Annotated in this window: 15 protein-coding genes; 12 read left to right on the plus strand and 3 right to left on the minus strand. The window is 64.8% G+C overall.

Annotated elements, in window-relative coordinates; translation table 11 throughout:
- The first annotated feature begins 97 nt into the window (after positions 1-97).
- Positions 98-652 carry a VOC family protein gene (locus tag FJ471_RS11075; protein ID WP_140803190.1) on the plus strand — a complete coding sequence of 185 codons (555 nt, stop codon included), beginning with the start codon at positions 98-100 and terminating at the stop codon, positions 650-652.
- A gap of 81 nt (positions 653-733) precedes the next feature.
- On the plus strand, positions 734-1,414 hold the full coding sequence (locus tag FJ471_RS11080; protein ID WP_140803191.1) for a GntR family transcriptional regulator: 681 nt from the start codon (positions 734-736) through the stop codon (positions 1,412-1,414).
- A 21-nt stretch (positions 1,415-1,435) separates the two neighbouring features.
- On the opposite strand, the gene FJ471_RS11085 is transcribed toward FJ471_RS11080, so the two are convergent.
- Both FJ471_RS11085 and FJ471_RS11090 read right to left on the minus strand, forming a co-directional pair.
- Positions 1,436-2,869, minus strand: a complete 1,434-nt coding sequence (locus FJ471_RS11085) for an NAD-dependent succinate-semialdehyde dehydrogenase (protein WP_140803192.1) — start codon at positions 2,867-2,869, stop codon at positions 1,436-1,438.
- Between the two features lie 42 nt (positions 2,870-2,911).
- Complete coding sequence (locus tag FJ471_RS11090) at positions 2,912-4,279, minus strand: aminotransferase (RefSeq protein WP_140803193.1); 1,368 nt, start codon at positions 4,277-4,279, stop codon at positions 2,912-2,914.
- 103 nt (positions 4,280-4,382) lie between these two features.
- Between FJ471_RS11090 and FJ471_RS11095 the strand changes: the two genes are divergently transcribed.
- From FJ471_RS11095 to FJ471_RS11105, 3 genes are all read left to right on the plus strand, one after another.
- On the plus strand, positions 4,383-5,270 hold the full coding sequence (locus tag FJ471_RS11095; protein ID WP_140803194.1) for a transketolase: 888 nt from the start codon (positions 4,383-4,385) through the stop codon (positions 5,268-5,270).
- Positions 5,267-6,244 (plus strand): transketolase C-terminal domain-containing protein, encoded by a 978-nt coding sequence (locus FJ471_RS11100; protein ID WP_140803195.1) that lies wholly within the window; start codon positions 5,267-5,269, stop codon positions 6,242-6,244. The genes FJ471_RS11095 and FJ471_RS11100 overlap by 4 nt, the downstream gene beginning before the upstream one ends.
- Positions 6,245-6,467: 223 nt before the next feature.
- Positions 6,468-7,145: a GntR family transcriptional regulator gene (locus FJ471_RS11105; RefSeq protein WP_140803196.1), complete on the plus strand. Its 678-nt coding sequence runs from the start codon at positions 6,468-6,470 to the stop codon at positions 7,143-7,145.
- A 6-nt stretch (positions 7,146-7,151) separates the two neighbouring features.
- Here the strand turns inward: FJ471_RS11105 and FJ471_RS11110 are convergent, their stop codons facing one another.
- A complete protein-coding gene (locus tag FJ471_RS11110; RefSeq protein ID WP_210242015.1) occupies positions 7,152-8,384 on the minus strand; it encodes an aminotransferase class III-fold pyridoxal phosphate-dependent enzyme in 1,233 nt (410 codons plus the stop codon).
- Positions 8,385-8,491: 107 nt separating this feature from the next.
- Here FJ471_RS11110 and otnK point away from each other — a divergent pair, with 107 nt between their 5' ends.
- From otnK to FJ471_RS11145, 7 genes are all read left to right on the plus strand, one after another.
- Positions 8,492-9,772, plus strand: a complete 1,281-nt coding sequence (gene otnK, locus FJ471_RS11115) for a 3-oxo-tetronate kinase (RefSeq protein ID WP_140803197.1) — start codon at positions 8,492-8,494, stop codon at positions 9,770-9,772.
- On the plus strand, positions 9,769-10,419 hold the full coding sequence (locus FJ471_RS11120) for a class II aldolase/adducin family protein (RefSeq protein ID WP_140803198.1): 651 nt from the start codon (positions 9,769-9,771) through the stop codon (positions 10,417-10,419). Before otnK ends, FJ471_RS11120 begins: the two co-directional genes overlap by 4 nt.
- Positions 10,420-10,546: 127 nt before the next feature.
- Complete coding sequence (locus FJ471_RS11125) at positions 10,547-11,257, plus strand: GntR family transcriptional regulator (protein WP_224667266.1); 711 nt, start codon at positions 10,547-10,549, stop codon at positions 11,255-11,257.
- 265 nt (positions 11,258-11,522) lie between these two features.
- Entirely contained in the window at positions 11,523-13,010 is a 1,488-nt protein-coding gene (locus FJ471_RS11130; RefSeq protein WP_246684689.1) for an ABC transporter substrate-binding protein, read from the plus strand.
- 33 nt (positions 13,011-13,043) lie between these two features.
- The gene (locus FJ471_RS11135) at positions 13,044-14,057 is read left to right on the plus strand and encodes an ABC transporter permease (protein WP_140803200.1); all 1,014 of its coding nucleotides are present in this window, start codon (positions 13,044-13,046) and stop codon (positions 14,055-14,057) included.
- Positions 14,054-14,890: an ABC transporter permease gene (locus tag FJ471_RS11140; RefSeq protein ID WP_140803201.1), complete on the plus strand. Its 837-nt coding sequence runs from the start codon at positions 14,054-14,056 to the stop codon at positions 14,888-14,890. The genes FJ471_RS11135 and FJ471_RS11140 overlap by 4 nt, the downstream gene beginning before the upstream one ends.
- Positions 14,887-15,873: an ABC transporter ATP-binding protein gene (locus FJ471_RS11145; protein ID WP_140803202.1), complete on the plus strand. Its 987-nt coding sequence runs from the start codon at positions 14,887-14,889 to the stop codon at positions 15,871-15,873. The genes FJ471_RS11140 and FJ471_RS11145 overlap by 4 nt, the downstream gene beginning before the upstream one ends.

The raw sequence follows: 15,873 nt of genomic DNA on the forward strand, positions 1-15,873 counted from the left end.
CAATATGGCGAATTTATTCGGCCAGATCGCCTAATTTGCTTGCCAATTGCCATCCGTTGGATACGGTCGCGTCTGAATTATAAATACCGGACCAGCAATGCTTCATGACACAAGCCATGTCGGCAAAGGCCTCCCGGGGCTGCGCGGCACCGAACATATCGGCTTTACCGTTCCCGATCTCGACGAAGCTGTCCGTTTCTTCGTCGAAATCATCGGCTGCGAGCCCTTCTACGAGCTCGGACCTTTCCGGTCCGACGGAGACTGGATGGAAACCCATCTCAACGTCCACCCCCGTACAGTGATGAAGCGGCTCAAGTTCCTGCGCTGCCGTCATGGCTCCAATTTCGAGATCTTCGAATACACCGCTCCAGATAAGGACGGCGCCCAGCCCAGGAACAGCGATGTCGGCGGGCATCATCTTGCCTTCTATGTCGACGATATCGATGAGGCGGTCGCCTATCTTAAGGCGCGAGGCGTGCGTGTGCTCGGCGAGCCGACGGTGCGCACCGAGGGGCCGAGCGGCGGTCAGAGCTGGGTCTATTTCCTGAGCCCCTGGGGCATGCAGCTCGAACTGGTCTCGTTCCCGGCGGGCAAGGCCTATGAGCGCGAGACGGAGCGTCGGCTCTGGCATCCGGCCAGCCCTCATTTGTGAGCGGTTGGTTCGTGCCGATTCCCAGCTGCTCGCCGATGCACTAACATCTTCGGGATCGACACGATGCGGGGAATTGAGATCATGGCCGGCAGACGCGCAAGCGGCGGAACCGAGAGCAACGGCGCCGCCCTGGCCAGTGGCCGCGTCACCGAGGCGCTGCGCGACGCCATCCTGTCGGGGCGGTTGCGGCCGGGCAGCCGTGTGCGCCAGGAGGAGCTCGCCGAGGAATATGGCATCAGCCGCATCCCGGTGCGCGAGGCGCTCAGACAGTTGGAAAGCGAGGGGCTGGTCATCCTCGTGCCCAACAGCGGCGCCTGGATTTCCAAGCTCGACCGCGCCGAATGCATCGAGATCTACAAGATCCGCGAGCGGCTGGAGCCGCTGGCGCTTTCCGAAAGCAGCGCCAATCTTTCGCCCGAAACGCTTGGGCGCCTGGAAGACCTCGTCTCGCGCATCGAAGCCGCCGGCAGCATCGACGAGTTCCTGCAGCTCGACCGCGAGTTTCATCTCCTGAGCTATGAAGGCGCGCGCATGCCTCAACTCGCCCAGATGATCCACAAGTTCTGGAACACCACCCAGCAATACCGTCGCGCTTTCGCCGCGTCGGTCGGCAAGGCCGGCATGGCGGCGGTGCATCACGAGCATCGGCTGATCCTCGAAGCGCTGAAGCGGCGTGACGGCGAACAGGCCGGCCTCATCCTCTACGGCCATATCCGCCGCACCCGCCTGCAGCTCGAACAGCATACCGAGATGTTCGGCTAGTCCAAGCGCTGGTGGAAGACACTAGAAACCCGCCTGGCTGATGAACTTGGTGACGAGATAGGCTTCCAGCGCTTCCGAGCCGCCTTCGGAACCGTAGCCGCTGTCCTTGACGCCGCCGAAAGGCACTTCCGGCAGCGCTAGGCCGAGATGGTTCGTCGTCAGCATGCCGGTCTCGATCTCAGCGCCAAGCTCGGTCGCCGTCTTCAGCGAACGGGTGAAGGCATAAGCCGCGAGCCCGTAGGGTAGCCGGTTCGCCTCGGCCACCGCCTCGTCGAACGTGCCGAACGGTATCACCAGCGCCACCGGACCGAACGGCTCCTCGTTCATGATGCGCATGCCGGGGCGCAGGCCGCTGAGCACGGTCGGCTCGAAGAAGGCGCCCTTGTTGCCGATGCGCTTGCCGCCGGTCTCGAGCTTGGCGCCCTCGGCCACCGCTTCGGAAATCATCGCCTCGACGGCCTGCAGCCGCCGTTCATTGACCAATGGCCCCATGCGGGTGCCCTCGGTCAGTCCGTCGCCGACCTTCATGGCGCGCGCATGGCCGACAAGCTTGTCGACGAACGGCGCGTAGGATTTCTCCTGAACCAAGAAACGCGTCGGCGAGACGCAGACCTGGCCGCCATTGCGGAACTTGGCCGCCGCCAGCAGGCTCGCCGCGTTGTCCAGGTCGGCGTCGTCGAAGACGATCGCCGGCGCATGCCCGCCAAGCTCCATCGTCGCGCGCTTCATATGCTGGCCGGCGAGCGCGGCGAGTTGCTTGCCAACGGGGACGGAGCCGGTGAAGGACACTTTTCGGATCACCGGATGCGGGATCAGGTAGCTCGAAATCTCCGGCGGGTTGCCGTAGACGAGATTAAGCACGCCGTCGGGAAGCCCGGCATCCCTGAAGGCGTCGGCGAGGCTGGCTGGCGAGGCAGGCGTTTCTTCCGGCGGCTTGACGATGATCGAGCAGCCGGTGGCGAGCGCGGCGCCGATCTTGCGGATGGTCTGCGACACCGGGAAATTCCACGGCGTGAACGCCGCGACCGGCCCGACCGGCTCGCGCACGACCAACTGGTGCACGTTGCTGGCTCTCGCCGGCACGATGCGCCCATAAGTGCGGCGCCCTTCCTCCGCAAACCAGTCGAGGATATCTGCCGAGGCGAGAACTTCGGTCATCGCCTCGCCCAGCGGCTTGCCCTGTTCGAGGCTGAGCAGGCCGGCGATCCTGCCGGCACGCTCGCGCATCAGGCGCGCGGCTTCACGGATCACCTTGCCACGCTCGAAGGCCGAGACCTTGCGCCAGACCTTGAAGCCGCGTTCGGCTGCGGCGAGCGCCCGGTCGAGATCGGCGGCGCCGGCCACCGCAACCGAGCCTATGACTTCGTCGGTGGCCGGGTTGCGAACCTCGAGCGTCTTGCCGCCGGCCGCCGGGCCCCACTTGCCGTCGATGAAAAGCCCGACTTCTGGATACATGCTTTTGTCCTGTCTGATGGTGATTGTCATGGCAGCCAAGCCTCAGAGCGAGAGGCTCTCCCTGGTGTCTTCGATGGCGAGAAAAAGCGCGCGGACGAGCTCGTCGATCTGGTCCGGCTCGATGATGTAAGGCGGGCAGAGCGCCAGCACGTCGCCCATATTGCGCACGATGATGCCGCGTTGCCGGCAGGCGCGTTCGACCTGCGCCCCAACCCTGGCCTCGGCCGGAAAACCCTGTTTGGTGCGCCGGTCGGCGACCAGCTCGACGCCGGCAAGCAGGCCGACGCCGCGGATCTCGCCAACCATAGGATGATCGGCGAGCGCGTTGCGCAGTGCTCCCAGCATCTGCGCGCCCAGCGTCCGGGCGCGGCCGACGACATCGATCTCGTGATAGATGCGCAACGCTTCGGCGGCGACGGCCGAGGCGACGGGATGGCCCGAATAGGTGAAGCCGTGCCCGAAGACGCCGTTCCGCTGCCCTTCGTCGGCGATCGCCTGGTAGAGCGCATCTGATACGACCACCGCCGCGATCGGCAGGTAGCCGGAGGAAAGACCCTTGGCGACGGAGAACATGTCCGGCTTGAAGCCGAAGGTCTGGCTGCCGAACCAGTTACCGGTGCGGCCGAAGCCGCAAACCACTTCGTCGGCCAGAAGCAGGATGTCGTGTTTGTCGAGCAACGCGCGCAGCTTCGGAAAATAACCCGTCGGCGGCACGATGACGCCGCCCGCCCCCATCACCGGCTCCGCGATCATGGCCGCGATCGTCTCGGGGCCAGCCGCCAGTATCATCGCCTCCAGCTCGGCGATCAGCCGGCCGGCGAACGCCTCCTCGCTCTCGCCCTCCCGCCCTTCGCGGTAGAAATGCGGCTTGCCGGCAAAGAGGATGTCGTCGGTGTTCATGCCGAACGAGCGGTGCATATGCGGCAGGCCGCTCAGCACCGCGCCCATCACCGTGCTGCCATGGAAGGCGCCGGTGCGGCTGATGATGCGCCGCTTGCCGGGCTTGCCGCGCGCCGTCTGATAATACCAGGCGAGCTTGATCATGGAATCGTTGGCTTCGGAGCCGGAATTGGCCAGGAATATCCTGCAATCCGGAATTGGCGATACCGCTGCGAGCTGCTCGATCAAATCGATGCAGGGCTCGTTCGAGCGATGGTTGAAGGTGTGGTAGTTGGCGAGCTTGGCGAATTGCGCGCCGGCGGCGGCGGCCAGCCTGCTGTCGTTGAAGCCGAGCGATGCCGTCCATAGGCCAGCCATGCCTTCGATATAGCGGTTTCCGGCATCGTCGCGGACATAGACGCCCTCGCCGCCGGAGATGATCAGCGGCCCATCCTGCTCGTGCCGCCGCGGGTCCGTCTGCGAATGCAAATGCAGGCTCATGTCGATCGCCCGAGCCGAATTGTGCAGCATTTCCTGTTCCCCAAGAGCGGATGTTTGGTCTTGCGGCTCAATCAAATATCTTATAACTTATAAGTTGTCGAGGGTAGATAAACGGAAACGGAGGAGATCGACCATGGCGTCCTCAGGCGCGAGCCGGTGGCCGAGCAACAGCGGCAATGACGGGATATCGGACGAGCAGGCCGCCCGCCTGCGCGAGCGCGCGCGCTTCGTGCGGCTGGAGACGATCAGGCTGATTTCGATCGCCAAGGTCGGTCACTATTCGTCGGTCTTCTCCTGTGCCGAGATCTTCTCGACGCTCTACTACGACACGATGCGGATCCGTCGCGGCGAGTCTGACTGGGCGGAACGCGATCGTTTCCTGATGGGCAAGGGCCATGCGGCGGTCGGCCAGTTCCCGATTCTCGCCGATCTCGACTTCTTCGACCGTTCCTGGCTCGACGATTACACCCGCCTCGGCAGCCCGCTCGGCGATCACCCCGACATGCGCAAGGTGCCGGGCGTCGACTTCAGCTCCGGTTCGATCGGCCACGCCCTTTCCAACGGCGTCGGCATGGCGCTGGGCGGCCGCTTCCACGGACAGGACTTCAACGTCTTCGTCCTGCTCGGCGACGGCGAGATGCAGGAGGGCCAGGTGTGGGAGGCCGCCATCAGCGCCGCCACCCATCGGCTGGGCAGGCTCGTCGCGATCGTCGATCGCAATGGCTACCAGCTCGACGGCAAGGTCGACGATGTCGCCGCGGTCGAGCCGCTGGACGAGAAGTGGCGCGCCTTCGGCTGGGAAGTGCATGAGGTCGACGGCCACGACGTCGTCGCGCTCGCCAACCTGCTGCGCAAGGTCAAGGCCGACACCGGCCGGGAGAAACCCTGCTGCATCATCGCCAAAACGGTCAAGGGCAAGGGCATCGACTACATGGAAACCGAACCCGGCTGGCATCTCGGCTATCTCGCGCCGGAAGACGAAGCCCGCGCCCGCGAGACGATCCTGGAGGGTGCGGAATGAGCGCGGCCTTGCATCCCGACAGCTGGCAGTACCGCGAGCTCAACAAGCGCGCGCCCTCTCTCGCCACTTTGGCCAACACGCTGATCGAGCTCGCCGAAGCCGGCCATCCGGTCGTCGCCGGCACCGCCGATCTGCAGTACTCCAACGGTCTCGCCGGCTTTGCCCGGCGTTTTCCCGAACGCTTCACGCAGTTCGGCATCTCCGAACAGAACATGGTCTCGGCCGCGGCCGGCATGGCGACCACCGGGGTCATGCCCTATGTCGCGACCTTCGCCTCTTTCCTGGCGCTGCTTTGCTGCGAGCAGATCCGCATGGACGTCGCCTATTGCGCGCAGCCAGTTCGCCTGATCGGCCACCACACCGGCATCTCGCTCGGCTTCTACGGCACCTCGCATCACGCCACCGAGGACATCGCCATCATGCGCTCGATCGCCGACCTCACCGTCGTCTCGACCGCGGACGGACCGCAATTCGCCGCGGCGCTGCGCGCTTCGGTCAGCCACCCGCAGCCGATCTATTTTCGCATCTCGCGCGGCCACGACCCGGTCGTCTATGCCGATGATGCGCCGTTCGAATTCGGCAAGGCGGTGGTCCACCGCATCGGCAACGACATCACCATCATCGCCTGCGGCATGGCGGTGCACTCGGCCAAGCAGGCGATGGAAGCGCTCAACGGCAAGGGCCACTCCGTCGGCCTCATCGACATGCACACGATCAAGCCGCTCGACCGCGCGGCGGTGATGGCGGCGGCGCGCAAGTCGCGCATTATCCTGACTGTCGAGGAGCACAACATCCTCGGTGGCCTGGGTGGCGCCGTCGCCGAGGTGCTGGCCGAGGAAGGCGGCGGCGCACGGCTCGTCAGGCACGGCATCAAGGACGAGTACAGCCTCATCGCGCCACCGACCCATCTCTACCGTCACTACAAGCTCGATGCGGCGGGCGTCGAAAGCGTCGCGCAATCCCTGCTCGCTTAGAGCATGATCCCGAACCGCAGGTCAGCGTAGCAAAAAGTGGGAACCGGTTTTCGGAAAAGATCATGCTCCAACAAAGAGCTGAGCAGGATGACGATCCAACGAAACGTCATCCTGCTCTAGCAGGCTCTACAATACAGTGAAGGAAAAAGCGTCTATTGGTTATATCTTGTAGAATCACCGCCGGCAGAAGACGCCACACAACAATGCCGAGGAGACCTTTGCCGTGAACATTCAGCCGCTCGAGCAAGGCAATCTGTCCGCACGCGCCTATGTCGCCCTTCGCGAAGGGTTGATCGCGGGGCAGTTCCGGCCGGGCCAGCGCCTGGTGATGCAGGACCTCGCCGACCAGCTCGGCACCAGCGTCACCCCTGCCCGCGAAGCCTGCCTGCGGCTGGTCAGCGAGCGCGGCCTTGAGCTGCGCTCCGGCCGCTTCGTCACCGTGCCAGCGCTGACGCTGGCGCGCTACATGGAGGTGCGCACCATAAGGCTGTCGCTGGAGGGCCTTGCCGCCGGGCTTGCGGCCCAGAATGCGACGAAGGATGACATCGACAAGCTGACCGCCATCCAGAAGATATTCGAGAAGGCGGACCGGGCCAGCGATCCGGAACTTTCATTCCGCTACAACCGCGACTTCCACTTCTCCGTCTATCGGCTCTCCGGCATGGAGATGCTGGTCGCTCATATCGAGAGCCTGTGGGTCTCGATGGGGCCGATGCTGACCGTCTTCTTCAAGGAAGGCGAGCACAAATATGTCGGCGCCGCCCAGCACGAGACGGTGATCGAGGGCTTGCGCGAGAAGAATTCGGAAAAGGCGCGCGCTGCCATGGAGCGGGACCTGATCCTGGGCGGCGAGGATTTCCTGCGCTTCCTGCAGGGACACGAAGGCTTCGTTGCGTCCTAACCCTTATCAGGCCTGCAGCCGCGCGACCGCTGCCAGAGCCTCGTCCGTCACCGACAGCGCCTGGTCGATATCGGCCTCTTGGTGGGCAGCCGACAGGAACAGCGTGTGCGCCGGATGCAGGTAGACGCCGCGGGCGAGCGCTTCCAGGCAGAACGTGTCGCCGAGCTTCCGATCCACATCGTTGTCGAACAAAAGCACCGGCATCTGCACCGGCCCGCTTTGCCGCAAGGGCACGCCGTGCTTCCGCGCCTGCGCATCGAGACCGTCGCGGAAGCGCTGGCCCATGGTCCGCATATGCGCCACCGCATCGACTGCGCCGAGCTTCCGGATCGTTGCGATCGCCGCCGCCATCGACACGCCGGCGGTCCAGAAGGAGCCGGTGGTGAAGATGCGTGTCGCTCCCTCGCGAAAACGGTCATTGCCGGTGACAGCGGCCAGCGCATGGCCGTTGGCGATCGCCTTGCTCCAGGCGGCCATGTCGGGCCGGACGCCGACCGGTTCCCAGCTGCCGCCCATATCGAGGCGAAAGCCGGCGCGCACGTCGTCGACGATCAGCGCGGCATCGGCATCGTCGGCGAGCGCCCGCGCCCTTCGCGCGAACGCCACGGTCGGCAATTCATGCGGCTTGCCGAGGTCGTGCTTGAAGGCCGAGACCAGGATAGCCGCGAGATCGCCCCTGCACAGCTCGGCCGCGGCCTCCAGGCTCTCGACGTTGTTGTAGTCGTAATGGACAAGATGCGCCCGGTCTTCCTCGGTAACGCCCGCGACCGACGGCGAGCACCACGGAATGGCGCCGTGATAGGCGCCGCGCGCGACCAGGATCTTGCGGCGCCCGGTGCCTGCGCGGGCGATCGTCAGGCAGGCGGTTGTCGCGTCGGTTCCGTTCTTCGAAAACATCGCCCAATCGGCATGCGGGACGGTCTCGACCATCAGTTCCGCCAGCTCGACGAGCCGCTCGCTCGGCCCGTTCATCGCATCGCCTAGCGCGCGCTGCTTGTCGGCCGCGGCCTCGACGTCGGCGTCGCCATAGCCCAGGATCATCGGCCCCCATCCGCAGAGGAAATCGATGTACTCGCGTCCGTCCGCATCCCAGCTGCGGCACCCTTGAGCGCGCGAGAAATATTGCGGGTAGCCGGCCGGCAAGCGCGGTGCATTCTGATGCCCCCACATGCCGCCGGGGATGACGCGCTTTGCCCGGGCACGCAAGGCGTCGTCGATGCTCTTTGAATGTTGATCCATGGAAGAATGCCCCCGCCTGGCGCGTTCCGCCCGACTCGCCAAGACTTGTTGCAGCATTCGATATATCATGTATCATCCGCGCACAATAGTTCGGGGACGCGGAGAAAATGCAGCCCATCATCGGCATCGTTGCCGACGATCTCACCGGCGGCATGGAAACGGCCGCGATGCTGGTGGCGCTCGGCGTCGACTGCGGATTCGTGACCAGGCCTGCCCTGGTCCAGCATTTCGCCAACTCGCCCGCTGTGGTCGTCGCCCAAAAGACCCGCGTCGTTCCTGCCGCCGAGGCTGTGCGGAAATCGGAGGACGCGGCACAGCGGTTGCTCGACATCGGCGCAAGGCGGCTGTTCTTCAAATATTGCGCAACCTTCGATTCCACCGATGACGGCAATATCGGCCCGGTGGCCGACAGCCTGCTTGCCCTGACGCGGGCCACGCATACCGGCTTCTGCCCGAGTTCCGGCGATCTCGCGCGCAGCGTTTTCCAGGGCCATCTGTTCGTCGGCGCGCAGCTCGTCTCGGAATCGTCGAAACGGTTCGATCCGCTGACCCCGATGACTGATTCCAACCTCGTTCGCGTGCTGCAGCGGCAGTCGAAACTCGCCGTCGGGCTGTTGCCGCACAATGTCGTGCGGGCGGAACTCGCCAGTCGCCGCGCCTATCTCGATCATCTGGTCGCGCAAGGCATCCGGCACGTCATCCTGGATGCAATCTATGCCGAGGATCTCGCCGCGGTCGCGGCGCTCACCGTCGACTGGCCGTTGATGACCGGCAACGCGCCGATCATCCGCCACTATCCCGCGCTCTGGCGCGAGCGCGGCTGGCTGGACGACGCGCCGCCGAAGCGGCCGCTGCCGGCGGTGGAAAGCCCCGGCGTCGTGCTTGCAGGCAGTTGCGCCGAACGGACGCTGGAGCAACTGGCAGCGTTCGAACAAGCAAGGCCGGTGCACCGCATCGACATTTCCGCCGTCGACAGTATCGAGACAACCGTCGCGGCGGCCCTCGCCTGGGCGGACAAGCACCTGGGCAGCGGCCCGGTCTCGATCGCCACCTCGGCCGACCCGGAACAGGTCGGCGCCGCGCAGGCGAAACTCGGTCGCGACGGCGCCGCGGCCTTCGCTGAAGCTGTTCTCGGTAGGCTTGCCGTCGAACTGCACAGACGCGGCGTCCGGCGCTTTCTCGTCGCCGGCGGCGAGACGTCCGGCACGGTGGTCGAGCAGCTTGGCATCGACCGCTTGAGGGTCGGCGCCTATCAGGGGCCAGGGATTGCCAGGGCGACGACGGAAGAGGCCGATGTCGTCGCCCTCAGCCTGAAATCGGGGAAGCTGGGCCCTGTGGACATGTTCCTGCCGACGCTGGAATCCATGCGGCATCCGGAGCACTCATGACGACGGACGAAGACACACCCCGCCAGGCAATCGCCGACACCGTGAGGCGTCTGCAGGACAAGGGCTTCAATCACGGCAACAGCGGCAATGTGAGCTGCCGGATTGCCGGCGGCATGCTGATCACGCCGACCGGGGCAAACAGCGCCAATCTGACGCCGTCGAAGCTTGTCCGCGTCGAAGAGGACGGCAGCACGATCGGCGGCATTCCATCGAGCGAATGGCACATGCATGCCGCGATCCTCAACGCCTACCCGGCCGCCAACGCGGTGATCCATACCCATGCCGATGCCTGCGTCGCGCTGGCATGCCTGCGCAAGCCGCTGCCTCCCTTCCATTACATGGTCGCGGCCTTCGGCGGCGCCGATGTGCGCTGTGCCCGTTACGCCACCTTCGGCACCGCGGGGCTCGGAGAAACAGCGGTCGAGGCGCTGAAGGGCCGCACCGCCTGCCTGCTCGCCAATCACGGCATGATCGCCATCGGCAAGACGCTCGAAGCCGCCTTCCAGACCACGGTGAAGCTTGAAACCCTGGCCCGTCAGTATCTGATGGCATTGCAAGGCGGCGAGCCGGTGCTGCTTCCCGAAGCGGAAATGGAGCGGGTCGGAAAGCGATACGGCAATTATGGAACGGGTTTGTTGCCAGGCTAGCAAGCACAGGAACACCGTTCTTATGAACTGAATTTTCGAATGGCTGCCGGCCCGCGATATGGACAGGTCTGGCGGCGTATGATCTTGAGAACCATTGGCCAGATGCAAAAAGCGAGTCCGCTGACGAATGCAGAACCTGCCTGAGATCCAGGCGACGAGCCTGTCTTCGCAGATCTACCTGCGTCTTCGCCAGGAGTTGATGTCGGCGCGGCTCCACCCCGGCGACCGGCTGAAGATTCGCGACCTCGCCCAGCAGCTTGGCACCAGCGAGACGCCAGTACGCGAGGCCATCTTCCAGCTGGTCAAGGACGGCGCGCTGGAAATGAAGCCGGGTTACTATATCCGTGTGCGGCGGATCAGCCTCAAGGAATATCTGGAACTGCGCGACATCCGGCTGGTGCTCGAACCCTATGCCGCTTCAAAAGCGATGCCGCATATCGACGAACCGTTCCTGAAAACCCTCGAAGATATCCATCACAAGTTGATCGAGGCAGAGCGCACCAAGGACTATGCCGCCGCGCTTCAATACAACTACGACTTCCACTTCACGGTTCATCGCAAATCGGAAATGCCGCATCTCATCGAGATGATCGAGAGGCTGTGGATCCAAGCCGGCCCGCTGCTCAGCCTGCTCTACCCGCATGGCCACCCGACCTATGAAGGCCAGCACCAGCACGTCAACGTGATCGCCGCCTTGCGTGCCAAGGACGAGGCGGCGCTGCGCCGCGCCTTCGAACAGGACCTGATCGAGGGCGGCCGCAAATTCGTCGAGCACCTCGCCGCGATAGAGAGCAGGGAAGACGCCGAAGACGAGCCCCCGCGACGGTCGCGACGCTAGCCGGCACCCTCTAGAAAACCCGATATCCAGGCCCCGCTCCATCCGAGGAAAATCTCTGGATGGGCCGCGAGTACCAAGCCTTTTCGCCGGGCTTCAACGCTTTCGTCCATTCTTGCTTTCACCGCTCGCCACGCGGCGCGGAAACGTCATCATGCGCGCTTGCGACCTTCATCATATATGATATATTCTATTTCCAGAGACCAAAAATAAGGGGAGAACGATGAAGCTTCGCAATGGGATTTTGGGACTGGCGCTCGGCCTTCTGATGGGCGGCGTCTCCTACTCGGCTTTCGCCGACGACGCGTCCACTTTCGTCTATGCCGATGCCGGCGAGCCGAGCACCATTGACCCGGCCAAGGCCAATGTGAACTGGGAGTTCACGGTCACCCGCAACATCTACGATCGCCTGGTCGACTTCGATCTTAATGATCCATCCAAATTGTTGCCGGCGCTGGCGACGGAATGGCAGCAGGACGGCAAGGCCTGGACTTTCAAGCTGCGCGACGGCGTTACCTTCCACGACGGCACCGCCTTTGACGCCAACGACGTCAAGGCGACGCTCGACCGACTGCTGAAGATCGGCCAGGGTCAGTCCTATCTAGTCGACGACATCGCCAGCGTCACCGTGGTCGACCCCAAGACCGTCAAGATCGAGACCAAGGCGCCCACCGTCTTCCTCGCCTCCAACCTCAGCCGCATCGAGATGGTGTCGGACGAGGACATCGCCAAGCACAAGGACGACCTCGGCCAGGCCTGGTTCAACGAGAACGCCAACGGCACCGGTCCCTACGAATTCGTGTCCTGGACACGCGGCACCCAGATCGAGCTGAAGCGCAACGACAAATGGTGGGGCAAGTTCCCGGAAAAGCCGTTCGACCGCGTGCTCGACCGTTTCGTCACCGACGGCGCCAACCGCGCCCGCGGCCTTGAAGGCGGCGAGTTCGACCTCGCCAATTTCGTGCCGCTCGACGAGGCCCTGCGCATCGGCACCAGCAGCGGCTTCCATATGGTCGAGGGCAACAATCTGTGGGCGTGGCCGGCGATCTATCTCAACATGGATCTGGCGCCGACCAACAACAAGGATTTCCGCGAAGCGCTGGTCAAGGCGTTCGACTACAACGCCATGGTGCAGTCCTTCCAGGGCAAGGCCGAAGTCGGCCGCGGCCCGGTGCCGTCCTGGTTCCCCGGCAGCCCCGAGAAGGAAGAGGCCGAGATCAAGACCGACCTCGACGGCGCCAAGGCGGCACTTGCCAAGTCGGGTCTCGCCAACGCCAAGATGAAATGCTCGGTGCCTGCCGGTTTCCCGGAATTCCGCTTTGCCGCGACCGTGCTTCAGTCTTCGGCCCAGCAGCTCGGCGTCACCGTCGAAATCGAGGAGCAGCCCTTCGTCGAGGCGATCACCGCCATCAAGTCCGACAAGAGCAACTGCTTCGTGCTCGGCAACGCGAACCTCAGCCCATCCGACGCGACCAAGTTCTTCGCGGCGCATTACCTCAAGGGCGGTTTCTACAATTCCGGCAAATTCTTCGACCAGACGCTGCAGGACCTCGTGGCCAAGCTGCCGACGATTTCCGACGCCGCCGAACGCGGCAAGCTGCTCAAGCAGGCGGCCGATATCGTGGTGGACTCCCACTACATCATCTGGACCGCGCGGCCCAAGACAGTGGTACCCGAGCCTGACCGGATCGGCGGCTACCGCATCGACCCGGCCGAGTACATCAACGCCCGCTTCTGGGAAATGTACAGCAAGTAACAGCAGCGAGGTGAGCATGCGGATAGCACGGTTGTGATCGCTTTCCTGTTCAAGCGTCTGGTCTGGGGCCTTCTCGTCCTCATCGCCGTCGCGGTCATAACCTTCTTCCTCAGCCGTGTCGTTCCGGCCGACCCCGCCGCCTTCCTGGCCGGCCAGAACGCCTCCGAGGAGACCGTGCAGCGCATCCGCGTCGAGCACGGTCTCGACCGTCCGCTGCCGGAGCAATTCGCTACCTACATGATCGGCCTCGCCGAGGGCGACCTCGGCGAGTCGATCCGCACGCGCCGCAGCGTCAGCACCGACCTCAAGCAGTATCTGCCGGCGACGCTGGAGCTCCTGATCGTCAGCTTCGTCCTTTATCTGGCGGTCAGCTTCTCGCTGGCGGTGCTCGCCGCCCGCCGCCCCGGCGGCGCGGTAGACGGCGCGATCCGCCTCATCACCATGATCGGCACCGGTATCCCGGTGTTCTGGCTCGGCATGACGCTGCAGTTCTTCTTCTTCTACAAATTGCACTGGCTGCCGCTCGGCGCGCGCTTCCCGATCCGCGAGACGGCTCCGCCTGTCATCAGCGGCTTCCTGCTGGTCGATTCCCTGCTCGCCGGCAGCCTCTCGGCCTTTCGCGCCAGCCTGAAGCATCTGACGCTCCCCGCCGCGACCATCGTCGTCAACCTGCTTGCGGTCGGAACGCGGCTGTCGCGCGCCGCCCTCATCCAGGAACAGAGCCGGCTCTACGTGCGCACGGCGCGCGGCAAGGGCCTGTCGCCCAACCGTATCCTGTTCAAGCACATCTTGCGCAATGCGCTGTCGCCGATCCTGACGGCGACCACCATGCAGTTCGGCTACATGATCAGCTGGGTGATCCTGGTCGAGGTCATCTTCGACTGGCCCGGCATCGGCCTCTACGCCTACCAGTCCTTCCAGGTCTTCGACTATTCGCCGGTCATCGCGCTGGCGATCGTGTCCACGGCCGGCTTCGTGATCATCAACCTGGTGATGGACCTTCTCTATCCGGTGATCGATCCGCGCGTGCAGAGTGTCGGCTCATGAGCATTTCCACCCAGCCCGCGCGCCGGACCATCGCGAGGCCGAAGGGCGTGCTCTTGCCGCTCGCGCTGCTGGTGCTGGTGATCCTTGCGGCTTTCACGCTTCTGCCCGGCCTGATCGCGCCGCACGACCCGATCGCGCTCGCCATGGCCGACCGGCTGAAGCCGCCGAGCCTCACCCACATCTTCGGTACCGACGAGGGCGGCCGCGATGTCTTCTCGCGCATCGTCTACGGCACCCGCTATTCGCTCGGCGTGGCGATCGCCATCGTCTTCGCCTCCGCTCTGTTCGGCGTGATCTATGGCGCGGTCTCCGGCATGGCGCGCCAGGGCATCGACAATCTGATGATGCGCATCGTCGACCTGTTCTTCGGCTTCCCGGCGCTGGTGCTGGCGCTCGCCGTCGCCGCCTCGATCGGACGCGGCCTCGACAGCGTGGCGCTGTCGCTCGCCATCATCTGGTGGCCGGGCTATGCGCGGCTGGTGCGCGGCGAGGTGCTGCGCCTGCGCGAGCGGCCGCATGTCGAGGCCGCCCGGGCGCTCGGCGTCTCCGAGATGACCATCCTGCGCCGCCACATCATCCCCTTCGTCGTCCAGGAGGTGAATGTGCGTATCACAACCGATATCGGCTACGCGCTGGTCGCCGTCACCGCCCTTTCCTTCCTCGGCCTCGGCGCCAATTCGCCGACGCCGGAATGGGGTCTGCTGATCCGCGACTCGCGCCCCTATTTCGGCTCGGCCTGGTGGTACCTTGTCTTTCCCGGCACCATGATCATGCTGACCGCCACCGCCTTCTCGCTGATCGGCGACGCGCTCGCTTCGAGGCGGGCCGCATGATCCTGTCGGTCCGCGACTTCGCAATCGGCTTCCAGCGCGAGGGTCAGAACCTCGTCGCGGTGGACGGCATTTCCTTCGACGTCGAAGCGGGCGAGACCTTCGTCATCATCGGCGAGTCCGGCTCGGGCAAGTCGCTGACCGGCATGTCGATCGCCGGACTGCAGCCGCCCACCGCCTTCGTCTCCGGCTCGATCCGCTTCAAGGATCGCGAAATGCTGAAGCGGCCCGACGCCGAACTGCGCAAGCTGCGCGGCCCGGAGATCGGCCTGATCTATCAGGATCCGCTGAGCTCGCTGAACCCGGTCTGGCCGGTCGGCGACCAGATCGCGGAGACGCTTGTCGCGCATGGCCTTGCCGGCCGCGCCGAGGCAAGGAAGCGCGCCGTGGAAATGCTGGAGCGCGTCCGCATTCCCGACCCGCGCCGCGTCGCCTCCGCCTATCCGCACGAAATCAGCGGCGGCATGCGGCAGCGCGCCATGATCGCGATGGCGCTGGCCGCCGGGCCGAGCCTGCTGATCGCCGATGAGCCGACGACGGCGCTCGACGTCACCATCAAGGCGCAGATGCTCGAGCTGCTTGCCGAACTGAAACACGAGATGGCGCTGACGATCATCTTGATCACCCACGACATGGGCGTGGTCGCTGAAGTGGCCGACCGGATCCTTGTGCTCTATGCCGGCCGCATTGCCGAGGTCGGGCCGGCCGACTCCATCATGCTGCAGCCCTCGCATCCCTACACTGCGGCGCTGATGACCAGCGCCATGATTTCGCAGACGCCGGCCAAGCAGGAGCTCAACGCCATCGTCGGCGGCGCGCCCGGGCTGGGCGCCTTCCCCGCCGGATGCCGCTTCCATCCGCGCTGCCCGCGCGCGCAGAACGACTGCAAGGCCGTCGAGCCGCCACGGCGCAAATTCGGCGTCGTGGAGCTCGCCTGCCATCATCCGATCGAGGCGGCGATGTCCCTGACAGCGGCGAGGAGCTGA

This window comes from Mesorhizobium sp. B2-7-1 (genome assembly GCF_006440735.1).
Taxonomy (GTDB): Bacteria; Pseudomonadota; Alphaproteobacteria; order Rhizobiales; family Rhizobiaceae; genus Mesorhizobium.

What these genes read in the sequence shown, in the direction of transcription:
- FJ471_RS11140 (WP_140803201.1), top strand. Translation starts at nt 14,054, where the DNA reads ATGAGCATTTCCACCCAGCCCGCGCGCCGGACCATCGCGAGGCCGAAG.
- FJ471_RS11075 (WP_140803190.1), top strand. Translation starts at nt 98, where the DNA reads ATGCTTCATGACACAAGCCATGTCGGCAAAGGCCTCCCGGGGCTGCGC.
- FJ471_RS11110 (WP_210242015.1), bottom strand. Translation starts at nt 8,384, where the DNA reads ATGGATCAACATTCAAAGAGCATCGACGACGCCTTGCGTGCCCGGGCA.
- FJ471_RS11085 (WP_140803192.1), bottom strand. Translation starts at nt 2,869, where the DNA reads ATGTATCCAGAAGTCGGGCTTTTCATCGACGGCAAGTGGGGCCCGGCG.
- FJ471_RS11095 (WP_140803194.1), top strand. Translation starts at nt 4,383, where the DNA reads ATGGCGTCCTCAGGCGCGAGCCGGTGGCCGAGCAACAGCGGCAATGAC.
- FJ471_RS11125 (WP_224667266.1), top strand. Translation starts at nt 10,547, where the DNA reads ATGCAGAACCTGCCTGAGATCCAGGCGACGAGCCTGTCTTCGCAGATC.
- FJ471_RS11080 (WP_140803191.1), top strand. Translation starts at nt 734, where the DNA reads ATGGCCGGCAGACGCGCAAGCGGCGGAACCGAGAGCAACGGCGCCGCC.
- FJ471_RS11130 (WP_246684689.1), top strand. Translation starts at nt 11,523, where the DNA reads ATGGGCGGCGTCTCCTACTCGGCTTTCGCCGACGACGCGTCCACTTTC.
- FJ471_RS11100 (WP_140803195.1), top strand. Translation starts at nt 5,267, where the DNA reads ATGAGCGCGGCCTTGCATCCCGACAGCTGGCAGTACCGCGAGCTCAAC.
- FJ471_RS11145 (WP_140803202.1), top strand. Translation starts at nt 14,887, where the DNA reads ATGATCCTGTCGGTCCGCGACTTCGCAATCGGCTTCCAGCGCGAGGGT.
- FJ471_RS11120 (WP_140803198.1), top strand. Translation starts at nt 9,769, where the DNA reads ATGACGACGGACGAAGACACACCCCGCCAGGCAATCGCCGACACCGTG.
- otnK (WP_140803197.1), top strand. Translation starts at nt 8,492, where the DNA reads ATGCAGCCCATCATCGGCATCGTTGCCGACGATCTCACCGGCGGCATG.
- FJ471_RS11090 (WP_140803193.1), bottom strand. Translation starts at nt 4,279, where the DNA reads ATGCTGCACAATTCGGCTCGGGCGATCGACATGAGCCTGCATTTGCAT.